The 23,413-nt window shown below is 35.4% G+C and carries 29 protein-coding genes and 4 tRNA genes; all 33 read left to right on the plus strand.

Annotated features, from left to right (window positions below):
* Positions 1 to 150: 150 nt before the first annotated feature.
* A tRNA-Tyr gene (locus ABRY23_07110) sits at positions 151 to 234 on the plus strand.
* Between the two features lie 16 nt (positions 235 to 250).
* Positions 251 to 324: transfer RNA gene (locus ABRY23_07115), tRNA-Gly, on the plus strand.
* A gap of 37 nt (positions 325 to 361) precedes the next feature.
* Positions 362 to 434: transfer RNA gene (locus tag ABRY23_07120), tRNA-Thr, on the plus strand.
* Positions 435 to 497: 63 nt separating this feature from the next.
* Positions 498 to 665 carry a 50S ribosomal protein L33 gene (rpmG, locus tag ABRY23_07125; protein ID MFA3782817.1) on the plus strand — a complete coding sequence of 56 codons (168 nt, stop codon included), beginning with the start codon at positions 498 to 500 and terminating at the stop codon, positions 663 to 665.
* A gap of 2 nt (positions 666 to 667) precedes the next feature.
* A tRNA-Trp gene (locus ABRY23_07130) sits at positions 668 to 741 on the plus strand.
* A 28-nt stretch (positions 742 to 769) separates the two neighbouring features.
* Positions 770 to 952, plus strand: a complete 183-nt coding sequence (gene secE / locus ABRY23_07135; GenBank protein MFA3782818.1) for a preprotein translocase subunit SecE — start codon at positions 770 to 772, stop codon at positions 950 to 952.
* Between the two features lie 2 nt (positions 953 to 954).
* Positions 955 to 1,500 carry a transcription termination/antitermination protein NusG gene (gene nusG, locus ABRY23_07140; GenBank protein MFA3782819.1) on the plus strand — a complete coding sequence of 182 codons (546 nt, stop codon included), beginning with the start codon at positions 955 to 957 and terminating at the stop codon, positions 1,498 to 1,500.
* A 19-nt stretch (positions 1,501 to 1,519) separates the two neighbouring features.
* The gene (gene rplK / locus ABRY23_07145) at positions 1,520 to 1,945 is read left to right on the plus strand and encodes a 50S ribosomal protein L11 (GenBank protein ID MFA3782820.1); all 426 of its coding nucleotides are present in this window, start codon (positions 1,520 to 1,522) and stop codon (positions 1,943 to 1,945) included.
* Between the two features lie 16 nt (positions 1,946 to 1,961).
* Positions 1,962 to 2,666, plus strand: coding sequence for a 50S ribosomal protein L1 (rplA, locus tag ABRY23_07150; protein MFA3782821.1), 705 nt, complete (start codon positions 1,962 to 1,964; stop codon positions 2,664 to 2,666).
* A gap of 71 nt (positions 2,667 to 2,737) precedes the next feature.
* Positions 2,738 to 3,259: a 50S ribosomal protein L10 gene (gene rplJ / locus ABRY23_07155; protein ID MFA3782822.1), complete on the plus strand. Its 522-nt coding sequence runs from the start codon at positions 2,738 to 2,740 to the stop codon at positions 3,257 to 3,259.
* Positions 3,260 to 3,295: 36 nt separating this feature from the next.
* A complete protein-coding gene (gene rplL / locus ABRY23_07160) occupies positions 3,296 to 3,676 on the plus strand; it encodes a 50S ribosomal protein L7/L12 (protein ID MFA3782823.1) in 381 nt (126 codons plus the stop codon).
* A 115-nt stretch (positions 3,677 to 3,791) separates the two neighbouring features.
* Entirely contained in the window at positions 3,792 to 7,571 is a 3,780-nt protein-coding gene (gene rpoB, locus ABRY23_07165) for a DNA-directed RNA polymerase subunit beta (protein ID MFA3782824.1), read from the plus strand.
* Positions 7,572 to 7,596: 25 nt separating this feature from the next.
* Entirely contained in the window at positions 7,597 to 11,859 is a 4,263-nt protein-coding gene (gene rpoC, locus ABRY23_07170; protein ID MFA3782825.1) for a DNA-directed RNA polymerase subunit beta', read from the plus strand.
* An 87-nt stretch (positions 11,860 to 11,946) separates the two neighbouring features.
* Positions 11,947 to 12,324, plus strand: coding sequence for a 30S ribosomal protein S12 (gene rpsL, locus ABRY23_07175; protein ID MFA3782826.1), 378 nt, complete (start codon positions 11,947 to 11,949; stop codon positions 12,322 to 12,324).
* Between the two features lie 8 nt (positions 12,325 to 12,332).
* Positions 12,333 to 12,800 carry a 30S ribosomal protein S7 gene (rpsG, locus tag ABRY23_07180; protein ID MFA3782827.1) on the plus strand — a complete coding sequence of 156 codons (468 nt, stop codon included), beginning with the start codon at positions 12,333 to 12,335 and terminating at the stop codon, positions 12,798 to 12,800.
* Between the two features lie 29 nt (positions 12,801 to 12,829).
* The gene (gene fusA / locus ABRY23_07185) at positions 12,830 to 14,932 is read left to right on the plus strand and encodes an elongation factor G (GenBank protein ID MFA3782828.1); all 2,103 of its coding nucleotides are present in this window, start codon (positions 12,830 to 12,832) and stop codon (positions 14,930 to 14,932) included.
* 47 nt (positions 14,933 to 14,979) lie between these two features.
* Positions 14,980 to 16,185, plus strand: a complete 1,206-nt coding sequence (gene tuf, locus ABRY23_07190; GenBank protein MFA3782829.1) for an elongation factor Tu — start codon at positions 14,980 to 14,982, stop codon at positions 16,183 to 16,185.
* Positions 16,186 to 16,229: 44 nt separating this feature from the next.
* A complete protein-coding gene (rpsJ, locus tag ABRY23_07195; protein MFA3782830.1) occupies positions 16,230 to 16,562 on the plus strand; it encodes a 30S ribosomal protein S10 in 333 nt (110 codons plus the stop codon).
* A gap of 11 nt (positions 16,563 to 16,573) precedes the next feature.
* Positions 16,574 to 17,194: a 50S ribosomal protein L3 gene (gene rplC, locus ABRY23_07200; GenBank protein ID MFA3782831.1), complete on the plus strand. Its 621-nt coding sequence runs from the start codon at positions 16,574 to 16,576 to the stop codon at positions 17,192 to 17,194.
* A gap of 15 nt (positions 17,195 to 17,209) precedes the next feature.
* The gene (rplD, locus tag ABRY23_07205) at positions 17,210 to 17,836 is read left to right on the plus strand and encodes a 50S ribosomal protein L4 (GenBank protein ID MFA3782832.1); all 627 of its coding nucleotides are present in this window, start codon (positions 17,210 to 17,212) and stop codon (positions 17,834 to 17,836) included.
* Positions 17,837 to 17,849: 13 nt separating this feature from the next.
* Positions 17,850 to 18,146, plus strand: a complete 297-nt coding sequence (gene rplW / locus ABRY23_07210; GenBank protein ID MFA3782833.1) for a 50S ribosomal protein L23 — start codon at positions 17,850 to 17,852, stop codon at positions 18,144 to 18,146.
* Between the two features lie 26 nt (positions 18,147 to 18,172).
* Positions 18,173 to 18,997 (plus strand): 50S ribosomal protein L2, encoded by an 825-nt coding sequence (gene rplB / locus ABRY23_07215; protein MFA3782834.1) that lies wholly within the window; start codon positions 18,173 to 18,175, stop codon positions 18,995 to 18,997.
* 8 nt (positions 18,998 to 19,005) lie between these two features.
* Complete coding sequence (rpsS, locus tag ABRY23_07220) at positions 19,006 to 19,296, plus strand: 30S ribosomal protein S19 (protein ID MFA3782835.1); 291 nt, start codon at positions 19,006 to 19,008, stop codon at positions 19,294 to 19,296.
* Positions 19,297 to 19,327: 31 nt separating this feature from the next.
* Positions 19,328 to 19,672: a 50S ribosomal protein L22 gene (gene rplV / locus ABRY23_07225; GenBank protein ID MFA3782836.1), complete on the plus strand. Its 345-nt coding sequence runs from the start codon at positions 19,328 to 19,330 to the stop codon at positions 19,670 to 19,672.
* A gap of 15 nt (positions 19,673 to 19,687) precedes the next feature.
* A complete protein-coding gene (gene rpsC / locus ABRY23_07230) occupies positions 19,688 to 20,329 on the plus strand; it encodes a 30S ribosomal protein S3 (GenBank protein MFA3782837.1) in 642 nt (213 codons plus the stop codon).
* A gap of 35 nt (positions 20,330 to 20,364) precedes the next feature.
* Positions 20,365 to 20,784 carry a 50S ribosomal protein L16 gene (rplP, locus tag ABRY23_07235; GenBank protein ID MFA3782838.1) on the plus strand — a complete coding sequence of 140 codons (420 nt, stop codon included), beginning with the start codon at positions 20,365 to 20,367 and terminating at the stop codon, positions 20,782 to 20,784.
* A 19-nt stretch (positions 20,785 to 20,803) separates the two neighbouring features.
* Positions 20,804 to 21,031 (plus strand): 50S ribosomal protein L29, encoded by a 228-nt coding sequence (rpmC, locus tag ABRY23_07240; protein MFA3782839.1) that lies wholly within the window; start codon positions 20,804 to 20,806, stop codon positions 21,029 to 21,031.
* Between the two features lie 17 nt (positions 21,032 to 21,048).
* The gene (gene rpsQ / locus ABRY23_07245) at positions 21,049 to 21,309 is read left to right on the plus strand and encodes a 30S ribosomal protein S17 (protein MFA3782840.1); all 261 of its coding nucleotides are present in this window, start codon (positions 21,049 to 21,051) and stop codon (positions 21,307 to 21,309) included.
* Positions 21,310 to 21,332: 23 nt separating this feature from the next.
* Positions 21,333 to 21,701 carry a 50S ribosomal protein L14 gene (gene rplN, locus ABRY23_07250; GenBank protein ID MFA3782841.1) on the plus strand — a complete coding sequence of 123 codons (369 nt, stop codon included), beginning with the start codon at positions 21,333 to 21,335 and terminating at the stop codon, positions 21,699 to 21,701.
* Positions 21,702 to 21,713: 12 nt separating this feature from the next.
* Complete coding sequence (gene rplX / locus ABRY23_07255) at positions 21,714 to 22,037, plus strand: 50S ribosomal protein L24 (GenBank protein ID MFA3782842.1); 324 nt, start codon at positions 21,714 to 21,716, stop codon at positions 22,035 to 22,037.
* Positions 22,038 to 22,079: 42 nt separating this feature from the next.
* On the plus strand, positions 22,080 to 22,706 hold the full coding sequence (gene rplE / locus ABRY23_07260) for a 50S ribosomal protein L5 (GenBank protein ID MFA3782843.1): 627 nt from the start codon (positions 22,080 to 22,082) through the stop codon (positions 22,704 to 22,706).
* Positions 22,707 to 22,715: 9 nt separating this feature from the next.
* Positions 22,716 to 22,985 carry a 30S ribosomal protein S14 gene (rpsN, locus tag ABRY23_07265; protein MFA3782844.1) on the plus strand — a complete coding sequence of 90 codons (270 nt, stop codon included), beginning with the start codon at positions 22,716 to 22,718 and terminating at the stop codon, positions 22,983 to 22,985.
* Positions 22,986 to 23,001: 16 nt separating this feature from the next.
* Entirely contained in the window at positions 23,002 to 23,397 is a 396-nt protein-coding gene (rpsH, locus tag ABRY23_07270) for a 30S ribosomal protein S8 (protein ID MFA3782845.1), read from the plus strand.
* Positions 23,398 to 23,413: the final 16 nt, after the last annotated feature.

Genomic DNA, 23,413 nt, shown 5'->3' on the forward strand with positions numbered 1-23,413 from the left:
TTCCGAAAGTCAAGCAGCCCTAATTTTAAAGTTTACCTTAAATATTTTGAAAATTATTTAGGTAGAAATAACCATCTTAGTTTTCTTGCATTTTATAATATATCCCACTATTTTTGAAGCTCGTCAAAAATCGATGCTGTGAATTATTAGGGGCGGACGCCGGAGTTGGAGAGCCGGGGCGGACTGTAAATCCGTTGGCGAATGCCTTTGGGGGTTCGAATCCCTCGCCGCCCACTTGAAATTAAACTTTGCGGGAGTAACTCAGTTGGCTAGAGTCACAGCCTTCCAAGCTGTTGGTCGCGGGTTCGAGTCCCGTCTCCCGCTCACGCGAAGTTCTTATATTTTTTTGAAATTAAATGATGCTGATGTAGCTCAGTTGGTAGAGCACTTCCTTGGTAAGGAAGAGGTCACCGGTTCAATCCCGGTCATCAGCTCAAAAGTACGAAAAGTTTTTATACATGTTCGTTTTAAAGTAAAAATTAATTTTTGGTGAAATAATGGCTAAATCTAAAAACGTTAGACAAATAATTACACTTGAAAGCACAGCAGGTACTGGTTATAGGTATACTACTACTAAAAATAAAAGAAATCACCCTGGCCGCGCTGAATATAAAAAATATGACCCCATAGCCAGAAAACACGTAATTTTTAAGGAGACTAAATAACTACGTCAGTAGCTCAATTGGCTAGAGCAGCGGTCTCCAAAACCGCAGGCTGGGGGTTCGAGTCCCTCCTGACGTGCAAATAGAAAATTTTATAATGACCTAATATGAAAGAGAAAATAATTAACTTCGTTAATGATGTTGTCAAGGAAATGAAAAAAGTAACTTGGCCAACAAAAGAAGAGTTAAAAGACTCAACTTCAATTGTTATTGTCGTATGTTTAATCTTAGCTGCTTTTACTTATGTTGTTGATATGGCAATTTCTCAAATTCTAAAAGGAATATTCTAGTCTTGGAAAATCAAAATGCTAAATGGTATGTGGTTAGGACTTTTTCTGGCCACGAGAACAAGGTTAAGTCTTTAATTGAATCAGAATTAAAAGATAACGAGGAACTACGTTCTAGAATTTTTGAAATACTTGTTCCTACCGAAAAAGTTTTCGAAGTTAAAGATGGTAAGAAAAAAACAAAAAAGAAAAATTTTTTCCCTGGCTACATATTAGTTTGCGCTGACCTGGATATAAAGGCTAAGGACTTTATTATTAACACTCCTTCGGTAATGGGTTTTTTAGGTACCAAGAAGAATCCCATACCACTTATGCCTGAAGAAGTTAAAAGAATAGTCGGCCGTATTTCTCAAAGCGATGAGACAGAAAGAACTGAAACAATATTTAGAGCCGGGGATTTTGTAAAAATTATTGATGGTCCGTTTAATAATTTCTCGGGTGTAGTGCAAGAAGTAAATGAAGAAAAAATGAAAATAAAAGTCATGGTTTCTATTTTTGGGAGAAAGACCCCAGTTGAAATCGACTTTGTTCAAGCTGAACTAGAAAAGTAAATTCATTAAAGGTAATATTATGGCAAAAAAAATTGAAGGCTATATTAAACTTCAAATACCGGCGGGACAAGCTAATCCCTCGCCACCTGTTGGTCCGGCTTTAGGACAAAAAGGCGTTAATATTATGGAGTTTTGTAAACAATTTAACGCTAGAACTGCTGATAAAAGCGGCCTGATTATTCCAGTTGTTATAACTGTTTATTCTGATAAGTCTTTTACTTTTATTACAAAAACACCCCCTGCAGCGGTGCTGTTGAAAAAAGCTGCTAAAATAGAAAAAGGTTCACCTGAACCTAATAAAACTAAAGTGGCGAAAGTTACTAAAGCTCAAGTTAGAGAAATAGCTGAAATGAAATTAAAAGACCTAAATGCTCATGATATTGAAAGTGCTGTTAGTATGATTGCCGGAACAGCAAGAAGCATGGGAATAACAGTTGAAGATTAAATCTTAGGATGGTAAAATGAAACCAACTACAAAAAGAAACAAAGATATTATTAAAAAGGTTGACCTACAAAAAGAATATACCTTAGAAGAAGCCGTGAAAATTTTGAAAGAAATTTCTAAGGTTAAATTTACTGAGTCGTTAGACTGCGCTGTTAGATTGGGTGTCGACCCTCGTCATGCTGACCAAATGGTACGTGGAACTGTATCCTTACCCCATGGGACAGGTAAAAAAGTTAAAGTTCTTGTAATTGCAAAAGGTTCGCTGGCGGAAGAAGCACTTAAAGCTGGAGCAGATTACGCTGGCTTCGAAGAATATATAGAAAAAATAAAAAATGGTTGGTCTGATGTTGATGTTATAATTGCAACACCTGATACAATGGGCGAGGTAGGTAAATTAGGTAAAGTCCTTGGTCCCAAAGGTTTAATGCCTAATCCTAAAAGCGGCACTGTTACAAATGACGTTGCTAAAGCAGTTAAAGAAATTAAGGCGGGTAAAATAGAGTTTAGAGTTGATAAAGCTGGAATTGTTCACTCTTCTCTTGGTAAATTGTCGTTTTCTCATGAACAATTAGTAGAAAATACTCGTTCATTTTTGCAAACAATTGTGAAATTAAAGCCTTCTTCTGCAAAAGGACAGTATATTAAAAGTGTGTACTTATCTACTACTATGGGACCAGGTTTAAAAATCACTAAAGATGAACCAAGTATTGCAACTAAATAAGAAATTACGCACTCAAAAAATAAATGCTTCTAACTTTATGAACTGATTTCAAGCAAGAAATTGGGAGTAAGATGAAAAAAACTGAAAAAGCCGAGGTCATATCGCAGATTAAAGAGTTAATTAACAATTCTACTGGTGTTTTCCTTGTTGATTATAGCGGAATTAACGTCGCTGATATTAATTCCTTGCGTAGGTCATTTAAACAAGAGGGTGTAACTTATAAGGTGTTGAAAAATACTCTTTTTAGAAAGGCACTCGAAGAAACCGGTGGATATGATAAATTACTTGAAAATCTTGTTGGTATGACGGGTGTAGCGTTTGCGGGGGAAAACTTTGTAGCTCCTGCAAAAATTATAAAAAAATATTACGACGAAAATAAAAAATTCTCGTTCAAGGGATGTTATATTGAATCGACCTATTACGATGCTAATCAACTGGATACATTAGCTTCTATGCCTACGAAAGATGAAATCATGGCAAGTATTATTGGCAGTGTTGGATCGCCCGCATCTGGAATAGTAGGCGCTATTAATTCTGTTATAAGAGATTTGGTAAGTGTTGTTGACCAAATAAGCAAAAAACAAGCAGCATAACTATTTGTAAATGAAATTAAAAAGAGGAGTAATAAAATGTCAGAAAAAATTGCTGAAATAGTAGAAAAAATTAAAGGGCTTACTTTAGTTGAAGCAGCTGAACTGAAAAAAGCCTTAGAAGATGAATTTGGAGTAACAGCTGCAGCACCAGTGATTATGGCAGGTGCACCGGCAGCTGGAGCAGCTGCAGCGCCTGCAGAAGAAAAAACCGAATTCGATGTTATACTTCAATCTGCTGGTGATAAGAAAATTAATGTAATTAAAGTAGTACGTGCTCATACGGGACTTGGTTTAAAAGAAGCAAAAGATTTAGTAGATGGTGCTCCAAAAACTGTTAAAGAAGCTATATCTAAGGAAGAGGCTGAAAAGATCAAAAAAGAGCTTGAAGAGGCAGGTGCAACTGTTCAAATAAAGTAAGTCAGTCTGTTATAAATTCCGTTTTTCAAATTTAGTGGTAATACAGTTTTAACTGCATTACCACTTCTTTCATTGAGCATGAAAGAAACATATAATTCAACTTGGGAGGTAAGAGTTGGAAAAAAATAAAATTAACAAAACTACGAATAGAATTTCGTTTGGTTCGATTGTTCCAGCATTGAAGGTTCCGGATTTACTTAATATTCAACTTGAGTCGTTTGAAGATTTTCTTCAGCTAAAAACTCCGCCTTCTAAGCGAGAGAACAAAGGGCTTCAAGCAGTTTTTAATGTAAATTTTCCCATCTTCGATAACAAAGAGTTCTATCGCCTTGATTTTATTGAATACAATGTTGAAAAGCCAAGATTTTCTATAGCTGAATGTGAAGAAAGAGGTCTAACTTACTCCGCTCCTCTAAAAGCTAAATTGAGACTTTCTACTAAAGACGATGAGACTGGTGAGTACATTAATTCCGTTGAACAAGAGGTTTATCTTGGTAATTTGCCTTTTATGACCGAACGAGGTACATTTATTATTAACGGCGCTGAAAGAGTTGTTGTAAGCCAGCTTCACCGCTCACCCGGGGTCGCTTTCTCTCAAACTGTTCACCCTAATGGAACTCCAATATATTCAGCAAGAATAATTCCTTTTAGAGGTTCGTGGGTTGAGTTCGCTACTGATATTAATAATGTACTTTATGTTTATATAGATAGAAGAAAAAAATTCCCATCTACTACTTTGCTTAGAGCTTTGGGCTATGAGACCGACGAGCAAATCTTAAATCTGTTTAATCTTATAGAAGAAGTCCCTGTAAAAAAATTAAATATAGACGATCATACTGGTAGAATTTCCGCCGAAGATGTGATCGATACCCAAACTGGTGAAATTTATGTTGCAAAAGAAGGACAATTAACTGAAGAAGTAATTGAAAGTATAAAGAAATCGCCTATTCATTCCGTCAAATTGATTAGTCTTGAAACCTCATTTGAACAAGACTTAATTATAAATACGCTTAAGAAAGATACTTCTACTAATAAAGAGGAAGCTCTTTATGCTATTTATCGTCAACTAAGATCAGGAGAAGCACCTGATTTGGAAACTGCCCAAGGTCTAATTGATAAATTGTTCTTTAATGAAAAAAGATATGACTTGGGAGAAGTAGGCCGTTTTAGAATGAATGATAAACTGAATTTAAACATCCCTTCTAATGTTAAAGTGCTTACTCTTGAGGACATTATTGCAATAATGAAAAATATTATTAAACTAAAAAATGGTAATGTCCCTGTAGACGATATTGACCACCTTGGTAATAGAAGAGTTAGAACTGTGGGCGAGCAATTAATGCAACAGTATAATGTTGGTCTTGCAAGAATGGCAAGAACAATAAAAGAAAGAATGAATATGCGTGATAACGAAAATATGCAGCCACAGGACCTTGTAAATGCAAGAACAATTACAAGTGTAATAAATGCTTTCTTTGGGACTAATCAATTGTCCCAGTTTATGGACCAGACAAATCCACTTTCTGAACTGACTCACAAGCGCAGAGTGTCAGCCTTAGGTCCAGGTGGCTTAACAAGAGAAAGAGCAGGCTTTGAAGTAAGAGACGTTCATCATTCCCATTATGGTAGACTTTGTCCAATTGAAACACCTGAAGGTCCAAACATAGGACTTATTTCCTCATTAACAATTTATGCAAGAGTAAATAATTATGGATTTCTTGAAACCCCCTACAGAAAAGTAAAAGATGGAAAGGTTACTAACAGTGTTGACTACTTAAGCGCTGATCAGGAAGACGAATTTACAATAGCTCAAGCTAATGCTCCAATCGATGAGCAGGGTAAATTTATCAATGAAAGAGTAAAATGTAGACGCAAGGGAGAATTCCCAGTAGTTGCACCTGAGGAAGTTCACTATATGGATGTTGCCCCTGCTCAAATAGTTAGTGCAGCTGCTGCCTTAATTCCGTTCTTAGAACATGATGATGCAAATAGAGCATTAATGGGCTCGAACATGCAACGTCAAGCAGTGCCACTATTAGTACCTGAGGCACCAATTGTTGGTACAGGTATGGAACAAAAAGTTGCAAGAGACTCGCGTTCTGTAATAATCGCTGAAGATAATGGAGAGGTTGAATATGCTGATGCTTGTAAAATTATTGTAAAATACGATACAGACCCTGATGATCCACTTACAATAGTAAATTTTGATGATGAAAGGAGAGTTACTTACACTTTAACAAAATTTGCTGGGACTAATCAAGAAACATGTTTCAATCAAAAACCGGTTGTTTTTACGGGTCAAAAAATTAAAAAGGGCGATGTACTTGCCGATGGTCCGGCTATTGAAAAAGGAGAATTAGCATTAGGAAGAAATGTCTCTGTAGCATTCATGCCTTGGCGTGGCTATAATTTTGAGGATGCAATTATTATTAGTGAAAGATTAGTTGCTGAGGATGTTTTTACTTCAATTCATATAGAAGAATTTGAATTACAAGTAAGAGAAACAAAAAGAGGAGAAGAAGAACTTACGAGAGATATCCCTAATGTAAGTGAAGAAGCAACTAAAGATTTAGATGAGTTTGGTATTGTGAGAGAAGGTGCTGAAGTAAAGGAAGGGGATATACTAATTGGGAAAATTACACCTAAAGGGGAAACGGACCCAACCCCCGAAGAAAAATTATTAAAAGCAATATTTGGTGATAAAGCTGGAGATGTAAAGGACGCTTCGCTCAAAGCGCCTCCAGGTCTTAAAGGCACCGTAATTAAAACAAGATTATTTAGCAGAAAGCGCAAAGATGCAGAATCTAAAAAAATTGAAAAGAAGCAGTTAGAAGCGTTAGATGCTGACTATGAGAAAAAGAAAAAACATTATTACAATAAATTAGTTGATAAATTGACTAAAATTACACTTGGCAAAACAACAACTGGAATAAGAGACTTAGAAGGTGCGATAGTTTTAAGAAGTGGCTCTTTAATTAAAGAAACTACTTTTTCTTCATTCGAAGATGTTACGAAATTAGATTACACTCAAGATTGGTTTGAAAGGAAACAAACTAACGAGTTAATTAAAACTCTTTATACTAACTATTTTAATCTTCTTTCTGATATAGAAGAAGACTATAAAAGAGAGAAATTGAAAATCCAATCCGGTGATGAGCTGCCGCCAGGAATTGTACAGCTTGCAAAAGTTTATGTAGCAAAGAAAAGAAAATTATCTGTAGGCGATAAAATGGCAGGCAGACATGGTAATAAGGGTGTTGTTGCCAAAATTGTTCCTGTAGAAGATATGCCTTATCATGAAGATGGTACACCAGTTGACATAGTTCTTAATCCATTAGGCGTTCCATCAAGAATGAATCTTGGCCAGCTGTATGAAACTGCTCTTGGATGGGTTGGTCATAAATTAGGCGTAAAATTTGAAACTCCAATTTTTGACGGCGCTAAGGTTACCGATGTAGAGGAATGGATTAAAAAAGCTGATTTGTATGAAGGAAGTAAAACATGGTTATACGATGGCAGAACGGGCGAAAGATTTCATCAAAAGGTAACATGCGGCTATATCTACATGATGAAATTAGGTCATATGGTTGATGATAAAATCCACGCAAGATCAATAGGTCCTTATTCACTGATAACTCAACAACCGCTTGGCGGTAAAGCACAATTTGGTGGACAAAGATTTGGCGAAATGGAAGTATGGGCTCTTGAAGGCTATGGTGCTGCTCATACTCTTAGAGAAATACTTACTGTGAAGAGTGATGATGTGGCCGGAAGAGCAAAAACTTATGAGTCTATTGTTAAAGGAGAAAATATAGCTGAACCAAATATTCCTGAAGCCTTTAATGTTATGATTAAAGAACTACAAGGCCTGGGCCTTAACGTAAAAATTAACTAGTTAAACTAGTTAGAAGGAGATTAAAATGAGGTTAAAAACCCAAGAAACCAAGATAAAAGAAATAGAAAAAATTACTATTAGCTTGGCAAGTCCTGATGATATTCTTACTAGATCACATGGCGAAGTTACAAAACCAGAAACAATAAATTATAGATCTTTTAGGCCCGAGAAAGATGGATTGTTCTGTGAAAAAATATTTGGGCCTGTGAAAGACTGGGAATGCGCTTGTGGAAAATATAAAGGTATCCGCTACAAAGGTATTGTTTGCGATAGATGCGGCGTTGAAGTTACTCTAAAAAGTGTTAGACGAGAAAGAATGGGCCATATTTCCCTTGCCGTACCTGTTGTTCATATTTGGTTCTTTAAAGCTCTTCCATCTAAAATAGGTAATATTGTTGGAATATCTACCAAAGAACTAGAAAAAATAATTTATTACGAATCTTATGTGGTTCTAAACCCAGGGGTAACTGGACTTAGCTATAAGGACTTAATTTCTGAGGACCAATACTACGAAATATTAAATTCATTGCCTCATGATAACGATGCGCTTGACGATAACGATCCCAAAAAATTCGTTGCAAAAATAGGCGGTGAAGGGGTTAAAGAGTTATTAAAGAGAACAAATATTGAAGCCACTTTTGCAGAGTTGAAAGCTCAGCTCGCTGTTGAAACTTCTCAACAAAAACGAACTGATATTTTAAAAAGACTTAGAGTACTCGATTCATTTAGAGAAGAAGAAGGTAAAGTTGTAAATAAACCTGAATGGATGGTTTTAAGTGTTATACCTGTTATTCCTCCAGAATTACGCCCATTAGTTCCATTAGAAGGTGGAAGATTTGCAACAAGTGATTTAAATGACCTGTATAGACGAGTTATTATTAGAAATAATCGTTTAAAAAGACTTATAGACATAAAGGCACCTGAGGTCATACTACGCAATGAAAAAAGAATGCTTCAGGAAGCTGTTGATGCTCTTTTTGATAACTCTAGAAGAGCAAGCGCTGTGCGTAGTGACGGTAATCGGCCATTAAAATCTTTGAGCGATATGCTCAAAGGCAAACAAGGTAGATTCAGGCAAAACCTATTAGGAAAACGTGTTGATTATTCTGGCCGCTCTGTTATTGTTGTAGGACCAGAATTAAAATTACATCAATGCGGATTACCCAAAGATATGGCAGTAGAACTGTTCAAGCCTTTTATCATAAGAAAATTGATAGAACGAGGTCATTATAAAACAGTAAAAAGTGCAAGAAAAGCAGTTGATAGAAAAGATCCTATTATTTGGGAAATACTTGAGAGATTAATTGATGGACATCCTGTTTTACTTAACAGAGCACCTACTCTACATAGATTGGGTATTCAAGCTTTCCAACCTATTTTAATTGATGGTAAAGCTATTCAATTACACCCAATGGTCTGCACGGCATTTAATGCTGACTTCGACGGTGACCAGATGGCAGTGCATGTACCTCTGTCTTACGAAGCTCAACTAGAAGCTGCTTTGTTGATGCTTAGCAGTCATAACATCCTTTCTCCACAAAATGGCAGCCCAATTGTTATTCCAACTCAAGATATAGTGCTTGGATGTTACTATTTAACTAAGGTTAAAACTGGTGCAAAAGGCGAAGGTAAAATTTTTGGTAGCAGAGAAGAAGTCCTTATAGCTTACGATAATAAAATTGTTGATCTCCATGCTAAAATTAAAGTTAAAATAGACGACCAATTTATAGAAACTACGCCAGGACGAGTTATATTTAATGATATTGTACCTAAAGAAATGGGATTTATTAATGAATTGCTTGTCAAAAAAATCTTCAGTGGATTAATCTACAAAATGTTCATTAAGCTGGGTAATGTAGTAACAGCAAAATTCTTGGATGACTTAAAAGAACTTGGTTACAGATATGCAACAGCAGCAGGTATATCCATTAGCTTTAGCGATATGCTTATACCCGAAGAAAAAGAAAAGTTGATAGAAGAATCGAATAAAAAAGTTTCTAGTATCTTGAACGAACATGAACAAGGTTTGATAACAGACGCTGAAAGATATAACAAAATTATTGACGTTTGGACACATACTACCAATAACGTATCAAAATATTTAATGGATAGACTCAAAACAGATCAGTCAGGTTTTAACCCACTGCACATGATGGTTGATTCTGGCGCTAGAGGTTCTCAAGAACAAGTTCGTCAGTTAGCAGGAATGCGTGGGTTAATGATGAAACCACAGAAAAGCTTAACTGGTCAATCGGGTGAAATAATTGAAAACCCAATAGTTGCTAATTTTAAAGAAGGGCTGTCAGTTCTTGAATATTTTATATCTACTCACGGTGCAAGAAAAGGTTTGGCTGACACCGCATTAAAAACAGCAGATGCTGGATATTTAACAAGAAGATTATGTGATGTTGCTCAAGATGTTATTGTTTCTGAAATCGATTGTGGTACTATTCGTGGCGTATATATTACAGCATTAAAAGATGTGGAACTTGAACGAGAACCACTTGCTGAAAGAATTACAGGTAGAGTGGCACAAGAGGATATTTATGACCCGAGGAACGATGAATTAATTATAGAAGCTGGTGAATTAATTACAGAAGAAATTGCAGAAAGAATTGATGAGGCAAACATTGACCAAGTTTATATTAGAACAGTTTTAACTTGTGAATCAAAACGAGGTGTTTGTGCTAAATGCTATGGTAGAAATTTAACTACTGGTGACCTGGTTGAAATAGGCGAAGCCGTTGGAATAATAGCGGCTCAATCAATAGGTGAGCCTGGTACCCAGCTAACTTTAAGAACTTTTCACTTGGGTGGTACTTCTTCTCGTATTGCTAGCCAATCTCAAGTGGAAACTAATGTTGCCGGTACAGTTAGATTTGATAGAATAAATTACGTTGAAAAAACTGACTTCTTTGGGAAAGTTAAAGTTGTTATAGGAAGAAGGGGCACTATCGGAATTTATGATGAGGATAACCGCCAAATTAAAAAATTTGAAATTCCCTACGGCGCAGAACTTTTAGTTGAAAATGGGCAGCAAGTAAAAAAAGGCCAAGCGCTGTATAACCATGACCCGTATAATTCTGTAATATTAACTGATGTAGGCGGACGAGTAAAATTTATCGATTTGATTGATAACATTACTATCCAACAAGTTGCTGATGAACAAACAGGCCACGTTCAAAAAGTTGTAATTGAATCTAAAGATAAAAACTTAACACCAAGTATTGCAATTGTTGATGATAATGGAAATGAAAAAATATTTAACATACCAACTCGTGCTTACTTGTCAGTTGAAGAGGGCGAAATAATAAATGCAGGAACGGTGCTTGCTAAAATTTCTAAACAAGCTTCTAAAACAAGAGACATTACAGGTGGTTTGCCAAGAGTTACAGAGTTATTTGAAGCCCGCAGTCCTCATGATCCGGCTATAGTTTCAGAAATAGAAGGTATAGTTAAATTTGGCGCTAGAAAAAAAGGCTCGCGCGAAATTATAGTTGTCTCTTTAGATGGTTCAATAGAAAAAGTATATAATGTTCCTTATGGGAAACATATTCTAGTACAAGAGGGTGATGAAATTCCAGCTGGTGAGAAAATTACAGATGGACCGATAGACCCCCACGACATTTTGAAAATTAAGGGACCTAACGCCGTTCAAGAATACCTTGTAAACGAAATTCAAGATGTTTACAGATTGCAAGGTGTTAAAATAAATGATAAGCATATAGAGGTAATTGTAAAACAAATGCTGCAGAAACTGAAAGTTATTTCATCCGGTGATTCTAAATTTATTGAAGAGGATTTAGTTGATAGAAATAAATTTATTGAAGAAAATGAAAGCTTGAAGAACATGGTTTACGTGATTGATCCAGGACAAAGCAAATTAAAAGCTGGTCAGTTAGTTCCAAAATCTAAGATGCGAGAAATAAATGCCGATTTAACTCGAAAAAATAAAAAGACGGTTGTTTTTAGAGATGCTGAACCAGCTACTTTTGAAAACGTATTATTAGGAATTACCCAGGCAGCACTTTCTACGGAAAGCTTCATTTCTGCTGCTTCTTTCCAAGAAACAACTAAAGTATTAACTAATGCTGCTACAGCGGCAAAGGTAGATACATTAAATGGACTTAAAGAAAACGTTGTAATGGGTCACCTAATCCCTGCAGGAACTGGATTGAAAAAATATAGAAACATAATATTAACTGAAGAGGAAGTTGAAGCAGAAAAAATATCTGAACAGCAGATAGTAAGTGAACAGACTTCAGTTGAAGAAAAAGCTGACTTATAAAGACTGATTTTCTTGACAATATTTAGTATTATATCTAAATTAAAAGTCTGAATTTTTATTAAAAGATTAATTTTTGGAGGTTTTTGCGTGCCAACAATAAATCAGTTGGTAAGAAAGGGACGAACTGTTGTTGCATCTAAAAATAAGGCACCAGCCTTAGAAGCTTGTCCACAAAAAAGAGGGGTTTGTACGAGAGTTTATACTACTACCCCTAAAAAACCTAATTCCGCCTTAAGAAAGGTGGCAAGGGTAAGGTTAACAAATGGTATCGAAGTTACTGCTTATATTCCTGGTGAAGGACATAACTTGCAAGAACATTCAATCGTTATGATAAGAGGTGGAAGAGTTAAAGATTTGCCAGGTGTAAGGTATCATATTATACGTGGTACTCTTGATACAAGCGGCGTAGAAGATAGAAAAAAAGGCCGGTCCAAGTACGGTACTAAAAAACCAAAAGCTAAATAGTTACTATTATGAGAAAGAGAAAACCTGAAAAAAAGTTTTTAAAGCCAGACCCCAAATATAACGACGTCTTAGTAGCTAAATTTATAAATTATTTGATGTGGGATGGCAAGAAATCTGTTGCTAGGCGTACACTGTACAAATCGTTTGAATTAATAGAGCAGAAAACTAAAAAGCCTGCTATCGAGATATTTAAAAAAGCAGTTCAAAATGTTCAACCATTAGTAGAGGTTAGAAGTCGAAGAGTTGGCGGTGCTACTTATCAGGTGCCTATGGAAGTTAGACCAGAAAGAAGAATTGCATTAGCATTGCGCTGGCTTAAAATTTACGCAAGAGAAAGAAAAGATAAATCAATGTCTCTAAAACTTGCAGCAGAACTAATGGCAGCTGCAAATGGTGAAGGTAATGCAATTAAGAAAAAAGATGATACTCATAGAATGGCAGAAGCAAACAAAGCATTTGCACACTTTAGATGGTAAATTAATAAGGAAAGGGTATTAAAAGTTAAATGAATCAAAAAAGAGTTGACATAGATAAGGTTCGTAACATTGGTATTATGGCTCATATAGATGCCGGTAAAACCACAACGACTGAAAGAATACTGTATTATACAGGCAAAGTCCATCGAATTGGTGAGGTACACGACGGTGCTGCTACTATGGATTGGATGGAACAAGAAAAAGAAAGAGGTATAACAATAACTAGTGCTGCTACTACTACCTTTTGGAAAGGACATCAAATTAATATTATTGATACTCCGGGACACGTCGATTTTACCGTTGAAGTTGAAAGGTCGCTAAGAGTGCTCGATGGCGCAATTGCTCTGTTTTGTGCAGTCGGTGGCGTTGAACCTCAATCAGAAACTGTGTGGAGACAAGCAGATAAATATGGTGTGCCGAGAATAGCTTTTGTAAATAAAATGGATAGAATAGGCGCTGACTTTTACAATGCTGTTCAGATGATGAAAGATAAACTGGGTGCTAATGCAATTCCCATTACTTTACCAATTGGCGAAGGTGACCTGTTCGTCGGTATTATAGATTTGATGTCTATGAAAGCACGCATTTACCACGAAGATACACTTGGTGCAACTTTTGAAGATAAAGAAATTCCACCTGACTTGTTGCCTGTAGCAAATAAATATAGAACACTAATGCTCGAAGCAGTATCTGATGTTGATGATACATTGCTTGAAAAGTATCTTGAGGGACAAGAAATTCAAGAAGAGGAAATTAAAAAGGTTTTGCGTACAGCAACTATAGAACTAAAGATAGTCCCCGTTCTTTGTGGTTCTTCATTTAAAAATAAAGGCGTGCAAAAATTACTTGATTCCGTGGTTGATTTTTTACCATCTCCTTTAGATTTAGGCGATCTTAAAGCGCATCATATTCATAAAAATGATAACGTTGCTAGAAAAATTGATCCGAATGAAAAATTTTCGGCTCTTGCTTTTAAAATTATGACAGATCCTTATGTGGGTAAATTAACTTTTATAAGAGTATATACAGGAATGCTTAAAGCTGGTTCGTACGTTTATAATTCAATTTCTGATAAAAAAGAAAGAGTAGGCAGAGTTTTGCAAATGCATGCTAATTATCGAGAAGATATGGATGAGGTAAGAGCTGGTGATATTGCAGCAGTAGTTGGACTAAAACATACAAAAACAGGTGATACTTTGTGTACAGAAGATGATCCCATTGTTTTAGAGAAAATGGCATTCCCTGAACCTGTTATTCAAATTGCAATTGAACCTAAGACTAAAGCTGACCAAGATAAATTATCCGACGCTCTTACTAAACTTTCAGATGAAGATCCGACTTTCAAGGTGAAAGTTGATGAGGAAACTGGACAAACATTAATTAGCGGGATGGGAGAGCTGCATTTAGAAATTCTTGTTGATAGAATGAAAAGAGAATTTAAAGTTGAAGCTAATGTTGGGAAACCACAAGTCGCTTATAGAGAAACAATTACTAAAACTGTCCGGGCTGAAGGTAAATTTATTAAACAAAGTGGAGGTAGAGGTAAATATGGTCACGTATGGATTGAACTCTCACCTAATGAACCTGGCAAAGGCTTTGAATTTGAAAATGCTATTGTTGGCGGTGCTGTTCCTAAAGAGTATATTAACCCGGTTATCAATGGAATTCAAGAAGCAATGAGAAATGGTGTGTTGGCTGGCTATCCAGTGGTGGACATTAAAGCAAAGCTATTTGATGGTTCATATCATGAAGTTGATTCCGATGAAATTTCTTTTAAAGTTGCAGCTTCAATTGCATTTAAAAACGGTGCCCTTAAAGCTGGTCCGATTATCTTAGAACCAATTATGAATGTTGAGGTTACAACTCCAGAAGAATACTTAGGAGATGTAATGGGAGACTTAAATTCCCGAAGAGGGAAAATAGAAGGTTTTAGCGCAAGAAAGGACGCTCAAGTTATTAAAGCTATCGTTCCATTAGCAGAAATGTTTGGTTATGCTACTACACTGAGATCTATGACGCAAGGACGCGCTATATATACTATGCAGTTTTCACATTATTCCGAAGTACCGAAATCGGTTGCAGAGGAAATTACTGAAAAGTCTCAACTTAAAAAGTCTATTGAAACTATATAGCTTAAACAAATAATTAATTAGAAAATAAAAGTACAAGGAGTTATTCGATGGCAAAAGAAAAATTCGATCGTAGTAAACCTCACGTAAACATCGGTACTATCGGACACGTTGACCATGGTAAGACTACCTTAACTGCTGCCATCACCATGGCTTTAGCTAAAAAGGGTTTATCCCAAGTTAGAACTTTCGATAGTATTGATAATGCACCAGAAGAAAGAGAAAGAGGTATTACAATTGCAACTGCTCACGTAGAATATTCAACAGAAAATAGGCATTACGCTCACGTTGACTGCCCTGGTCATGCTGATTATGTTAAAAACATGATTACAGGTGCAGCGCAGATGGACGGAGCCATTTTAGTTGTTGCAGCTACTGACGGTCCTATGCCTCAAACAAGAGAACATATTCTTTTAGCTCGTCAAGTAGGTGTACCAAGAATAGTTGTTTTCTTAAACAAAATAGATATGGTGGATGATCCTGAGTTGATAGAATTAGTAGAAGTTGAATTAAGAGACTTACTAAATCAATATGAATTTCCTGGTGACGAAATACCAATTGTTAAAGGGTCAGCTCTGAAAGCTTTAGAAGCTGGTATGGCTAATGCACCTGTTGATGACCCAAGATATCAATGCATTTGGGATTTGATGAAAGCAGTCGATGAATATATCCCTATTCCTCAAAGAGATATTGATAAACCTTTCCTCATGCCAGTTGAGGATGTGTTCTCAATTACTGGTCGTGGTACTGTTGCAACAGGTAGAGTTGAAAGAGGACAGGTTAAACTAGGTGAAGAAATTGAATTAATTGGTCTTGGAGTGCACAAGAAAACAGTTGTAACTGGTATTGAAATGTTTAGAAAAGAACTAGATGCTGCAATTGCCGGAGATAATGCTGGTATTCTTTTAAGAGGTATTGATAAAAAAGAAATTGAAAGAGGCATGGTTTTGGCAAAAACCGGCTCTATTACTCCACATACTGTTTTCGAAGGTGAAGTTTACATTCTTTCAAAAGAAGAAGGCGGAAGACATACCCCGTTCTTCCAAGGTTATAGACCTCAGTTTTATTTTAGAACAACTGACGTAACTGGTGTTGTTACTTTACCAGAAGGAACTGAGATGGTTATGCCAGGTGATAAGGTGAATATGAAAGTAGAACTAATTGCTGAAATTGCTATGGAAGAAGGTTTGAGATTCGCTATTCGTGAAGGCGGTAGAACAGTAGGAGCGGGTCTCGTAACCAAAATTATTAAGTAGAAATACATGTTTTGAAGGGAAAGTTTTTTTGCTTTCCCTTCTTTATGAATGAAAAAGGAGATAATGAAGTGCCCGGTCAAAAGATAAGAATTAAACTTAAGTCTTATGATCATATTTTGATTGATAAGTCAACAGAAAAAATTATTAAAACAGTTAAAAGTACAGGTGCTATTGTGTCTGGTCCTATTCCGTTACCGACAAAACGGACAGTGTTTACAGTTTTGCGTTCTCCGCATGTTGACAAAAAATCTCGTGAACAATTTGAAATTAGAGCTCATAAAAGAATAATCGATATTCATAACTCTAATAACAAAACCGTCGATGCTCTTAGCAAGTTAGAAATACCGGCGGGAGTTGATATTGAAATAAAGCTATAAGGATAATTATTATGCCAGGCTTGTTAGCAAAAAAAATCCAAATGACTAATATTTTCTCTGATGATGGTAATATTATTCCTGTAACAGTTCTTGAGGCTGGCCCATGTACTGTTTATGCTATTAAAACAAAAGAAAAAGACGGTTACCAGGCTTTACAGATTGGTTATGGACAAAAGAAAGATAAAAAAGTAAATAAGGCTCAAAAAGTTGTTTTTGAAAAGTTCAATTTAAAAGCCCCAGCTATACTAAAAGAATTTAGAAATTTTGATGTCTCTCAATTTAAAATTGGCGATGAGTTGAAAGTAGATTTATTTCAAGTCGGCGATAAAGTTAAAGTTACAGGCAAGAGTAAGGGCAAAGGATTTCAAGGAGTTGTAAAAAGGCATGGCTTTGGCGGAATCGGAATGACAACTCACGGTCAAAGTGATAGGGTTAGGGCACCGGGTTCCATTGGTGCTAGCTCTTATCCTTCCAGAGTATTTAAGGGACAAAGAATGGCTGGAAGAATGGGCAATGAAAAAGTTACAGTAAGAAACTTGAAAGTTGTAAAAGTTATACCAGAAAAGAACATAATTTTTGTTAAAGGTGCTGTACCAGGTGCAGTAAATTCAATAGTCGAAATAAATAAATAATTCTGTGTGTCTAAAATGAAACTAGATGTTTACAAAATTGATGGTACTAAATCTGAAGAACAAGTAGAACTTCCTAAAGAAATTTTTGAAATAGAACCGAACGACCATGTATTGTACTTGGCAGTTAAGGCGTATTTAGCTAATCAAAGACAGGGTACCCATAAAGCGAAAGAACGAAGTGAGGTTAGAGGAGGAGGTAAAAAGCCATGGCGTCAAAAGGGTAGAGGCGGGGCAAGAGCTGGTACTATACGTTCCCCTCTTTGGATAGGCGGAGGTTCAATATTCGGTCCTAAACCAAGAGATTATAGGCAATACTTAAATAAAAAAGTAATTTCATTAGCGAGAAAATCAGCACTTTCCTATAAGGCTAAGGCAAATCAAATAATGATTGTAGAAGATTTTGATTACGAGGAGCCAAAGACAAAAAGGTTTGTAGAACTTTTGAACAACTTAAAGCTAACTGGTAAAAAAACTTTATTATTAACTAACGGAAAAAGAGAAAACATTTTTAAATCCGGCAGAAATATAGAAAGGGTTAATATTTTAGAAGCTAATAAAGCCTCTGCTTATGATATTGTAAATAATCAAATTTTACTGGTGCAAAAAAGCGCATTGCAATTATTAGAAAGTACTTTTAATTAGGTCGGTATAAACTATGCATAATATACTAATAAAACCTTTAATTACAGAAAAAATGTCGAACATAACTGCTAAAGATGAAACTAAATATGGGTTTGTAGTTTCGTACAATGCTAACAAAATTGCTATAGCTCAGGCAATTAAACAAAAGTTTAATGTTGATGTGGTTTCTGTAAATACGATAAGATACAAGGGTAAATCAAAAACACAGTTTACAAGAAAAGGCCGCTTTACTGGTAAGACGCCGCGATTTAAAAAAGCAATAGTTACATTAAAGGCTGGCCAAAAAATAGATATTTTTAGTCAAGTATAGTTATTTCAAACTGGAGCGTAAATTAAATGGGCATTAGAAAATTAAAACCTGTTACACCTGGCACTAGATTTATGAGCTACTCTACATTTGAGGAGATTACTAAAACTACTCCAGAAAAGTCACTTTTAAGTCCTCTTAAAAAATCTGGTGGTAGAAATAATTTAGGTAGAGTAACATCTAGGCATAGAGGCGGTGGTCATAAAAGAAAATACAGAATAATAGATTTTAAAAGAGACAAATTCGGAATTGCTGCAAAAGTTTTTTCGATTGAATATGACCCGAATCGTTCTGCAAGAATAGCTTTGCTTCATTATACGGACGGCGAGAAGAGATATATTATAGCACCCGATGGTTTGAAAGTTGGTGATCAAGTGCAATCGGGTCCTGGTTCCGAAATTAAAATTGGAAATGCATTGCCTCTAAAAGAAATTCCTTTAGGTAGTTTTGTGCATAATGTTGAACTAAAACCCGGCAAAGGTGGTCAATTAGGAAGGGCAGCCGGTACTTCTTTACAATTAACTGCTAGAGAAGGAAAATTTGCACAGTTAAAACTGCCTTCTGGAGAAATTAGGATGGTAGATGTGAACTGCTTGGCTACTTATGGAGTTGTTGGCAACATTGACCACGAAAATATAAGTCTTGGAAAAGCTGGCAGAAGCAGATGGTTAGGAATTAGACCACACAATAGAGGTGTTTCAATGAACCCAGTAGATCATCCAATGGGTGGTGGAGAAGGAAAAACATCTGGCGGAGGTCATCCAGTTTCCCCCTGGGGTCAAAAAGCTAAGGGACTTAAAACACGTAAGAAAAATAAACTTTCTAATAAATATATTATTAAGAGAAGGAAATAAGGTGAAAAATGCCTCGTTCAGTTAAAAAAGGACCTTTTGTTAGTATTAAATTGTTGGAAAAAATTCGAAAACTGAATCAAACCAACCAAAAAAAGATAATTAAAACATGGTCTCGGGCAAGCACAATTACACCGGAGTTTGTAGGTCATACTATTGCTGTTCATAATGGAAACAAAATGATTCCTGTTTATATTACTGAGAACATGGTTGGTCACAAATTAGGAGAATTTGCACCTACAAGAATCTTTAGAGGTCATCCTGGAACAAAAGCAGAAAAAGCAGCTAAGGTTGCAGGATAAAATTGTACTACAAAATTGAGGTGAGTTTTTAATGGAAGCTAAAGCTACACATAAGTATATTGGTTCTTCCCCACGAAAGATGAGATTGTTAATTGATTTAATACGTGGTAAATCAGTATCAGAAGCTATTGAAATTTTACACTTTTCTCCAAAACATGCTTCAAAAAACGCTGAAAAAGTATTACGCTCTGCAGTTTCAAATTTGATGAACAAAGATGAAAGCAACAAACATGATATTTCAGAATTATTTATTAAAGAAGCTTACGTGAATGTAGGTCCTACCTTAAAAAGAATTTCACCTGCTCCAATGGGTAGAGCCTACAGAATAAGAAAAAGATCAAATCATGTTACAATTGTAGTAGCAACAAAAAGTTAATTTTAGGAGGAATTTTTGGGTCAGAAAACACATCCAATTGGTCTAAGAGTTGGAATAATTAGAGGTTGGGATTCTAACTGGTACGAAAGCAAAAGTTACTCGGCTAAGCTCTTGGAAGATAAAAAGTTAAGAGATTACATTAGGAAACGTTTACAAAATGCTGGAGTATCTACTATCATAATTGATAGGACCTCTAAAAATATTATAATTACAATTCATACTTCACGACCAGGAGTTGTGATAGGCAAGAGCGGTAAAGAGATTGCTCAAATAGAACAAGAATTAAAAACCATTACTGATAAAGAAATAAAAATACAAATATCAGAGATAAAGAGACCAGAACTCGATGCATACTTGGTCGCAGAAAACATAGCTCGACAAATTGAAGGGAGAATTTCATTTAGAAGAGCCATGAAATCAGCAATAACATCAGCTATGAGAATGGGTGCTGAAGGTATTAGAATTATGTGTTCTGGTAGATTAGGTGGTGCTGAAATGGCTCGTACTGAACAATACAAAGAAGGTAGAATTCCTTTGCATACATTGAGAGCTGATATTGATTATGCTAAAGCTACTGCTCAAACTATTTATGGTTCAATTGGTGTTAAAGTTTGGATTTGCAGAGGTGAAATTCTTGGCAAGCGATTATCTGATTAATATGAATTTTATTAAAGTTTAGGAGATATCATAACATGTTAATGCCAAAAAGAGTTAAATATAGAAAAGCACATAGAGGCAGAAGAAGCGGGAAAGCTACTAGGGGACACTTAGTTAACTTTGGCGATTTTGGTTTAAAAGCATTGCAAGCAGCTTGGATTACAAGTAGACAAATTGAAGCATGCCGCGTCGCTCTTTCAAGAAAGATGAAAAGAGATGGAAAAGTTTGGATTAGAATTTTTCCAGATAAACCTGTAACTAAAAAACCATTAGAAACAAGAATGGGTAAAGGAAAGGGAGCGCCAGAATTTTGGGTTGCTGTTGTTAAACCCGGCAGAATAATGTTTGAAGTAGGCGGAATTGACAAAACCACTGCTTATGAAGCATTAACAATAGCTTCACATAAACTGCCTATTAAGACTAAAATTGTTGCTAGAACAGATTACGAACAATAAAAGATTTGAGGCTTATACTATGAAAATGTATGAAATAAGAGAGATGTCAACCGAAGAAATTAAAAAACGCATTCTCGAAGAAGAAATCAATCTTACTGATTTAAGATTCCAGCATGAATTAAAAAACTTAACTAATACTGCTAAACTAAGATTAGTTAAAAAAGATATAGCTCGTTTGAAAACTGTACTTAAACAGCGACAAATTGAAGAAAATCTTTCTCAAAAAGAGAAAAAAGAAAATAAATAAGGAGTATTTTTTTACCTATGCAGACTGCAAGAAACGCGAGAAAAGTTAGAGTAGGAAAAGTAATTAGCAACAAAATGAATAAGAGCATTGTTGTTGCAATTGAGAGACAAGTTTCTCACCCACTTTACAAGAAATACTTTAAAAAAACTACGAAGTTAATGGCTCATGACGAATCTAATCAGGCTGGAATTGGAGATACTGTAAAGATTATGGAAACCCGTCCATTAAGCAAAAGAAAAAAATGGCGGTTAGTTGAAATTATTGAAAAAGCGAAATAAAGTTTTGGGAGATTATTTGGGTTATGATACAAGAAGAAACAAATTTGGTGGTTGCCGATAACTCTGGTGCAAAAAGAGTGAAATGTATTAGAGTGCTCGGCGGTAGTAACAGACGCTACGCAAGCGTTGGCGACTTAATTGTTGTTTCAGTCAAATCGGCTTTGCCAGGCGGAGGGGTTAAGAAAGGTGAAGTTTCTAGAGCTGTAATTGTAAGAACTAAAAAAGAAGTGAGAAGAGATGATGGCTCTTATATTAGATTTGATGAAAATGCTGCTGTATTACTTAATGCTCAAAATGAGCCTAGAGGAACTCGTATTTTTGGCCCAGTCGCAAGGGAGTTGAGGGATAAAAAGTTTATGAAAATAATTTCTTTAGCACCAGAAGTATTATAAGAGGTAGATTAAATGAAAATTAGAAAAAATGATAATGTTATTGTTATTGCTGGTAATTATGTGGGCAAAACTGGCAAAGTATTAAAAGTTTTCCCTGATAAAAACAGAATTATAGTAGAAGGCGTTAATATTCGAAAAAGACATACAAAACCTAATCAAAAAAATCCTCAGGGAGGAATTATAGAAAAAGAGGCGCCTATTCATGTTTCTAATGTGATGATTATAGACCCTAAAACTAACGAACCTACTCGGATAGGTTCTAAAGTGATTATTGATGATAAAACAGGTAAAAAGAAAAGAGTTAGAATAAGCAAAGTTAGCGGAGAAATGTTATAATATTTTTAATCCTAATTTAAGAATTGAGGATAACTAAAGGAAATGGCAAAAGAAAAACAAACTAAATCCAAAAAAGAAACTAATGTAGAAAAGACAGCAACTGCTGAACAAGCACCTGTGCCGCGTCTTTATGAAAAATTTAAAAAGGAAATTGTTCCTAAGCTTAAAGAACAGTTTTCTTATAAAAATGTAATGCAAGTACCTCGTTTGGAAAAAATTGTTATTAATATGGGAGTAGGTGCTGCAGTGCAGGACCCTAAAATACTTGAAGAAGCAGTTAAGGACCTAGAAACAATAACAGGTCAAAAACCATCTATTAGAACTGCAAAAAAATCAATATCTAATTTTAAGTTACGCGAAGGAATGAAAATAGGTGCAAAGGTAACTTTACGCAAAGCTCGCATGTATGAATTTTTAGATAGATTTATAACTATTGCTTTGCCTCGTGTGCGCGATTTTAGAGGTGTATCTGATAAGTCTTTTGACGGCAGAGGAAATTATACAATTGGTATTAAAGAACAAATTATTTTTCCAGAGATAAACGTTGATAAAGTATCAAAAATCTTGGGTATGGATATTACATTTGTTACTACTGCCAAATCTGATAAAGAAGCATATGAGTTACTTAGTGCTTTCGGTGTACCTTTTCGCAGAAAAGAAATTAATTAAGGATATAAAATGGCAAGAAAAAGTTTAATAGCAAGAGAAAATAAAAGAAGAAAATTAGTAGAAAAATATGCTCGATTGAGAAAAGAGCTAAAAGAAAAAGGTGATTATGAAGGATTGCAAAAAATTCCTCGTAATGCATCGCCTGTAAGAATTCATAATAGATGTTTAATTACGGGCAGGCCAAGAGGTTTTTACAGGAAATTTGGTGTATCGAGATTGGTCTTTAGGGAAATGGCGTTGAAAGGCGAAATCCCTGGTGTAAAAAAATCAAGTTGGTAAATGTAGGAGAATCTAAATGAATATTAATGATCCGATAGCAGATTTTTTAACAAGAATTAAGAATGCTGTTAAAGCAAAGAAAAGATATGTGGATGTTCCCTCATCTAAAATGAAAGTTGGATTAGCTGAAATTTTGAGGGCAAATAATTTTATTAGGGACTATAATATTATCGAAGATAACAAACAAAATATTCTAAGAATTCATTTAAAATACGTAAATGGAATTTCTTCGATTTCTGGATTAAAAAAAATAAGTAAGCCGGGCTTAAAACAATATTCAAGCAAAGATAAACTTCCAAGAGTGCTTAACGGACTCGGTATAGCAGTTATCTCAACTCCTAAAGGGCTATTAACCGATAAACAAGCACGTAAAGAAAATGTTGGTGGCGAAGTGATTTGCCATATTTGGTAATAATAAAATTGAGGTA

This window comes from Melioribacteraceae bacterium 4301-Me (assembly GCA_041538185.1).
Lineage (GTDB): Bacteria > Bacteroidota > Ignavibacteria > Ignavibacteriales > Melioribacteraceae > Pyranulibacter > Pyranulibacter aquaticus.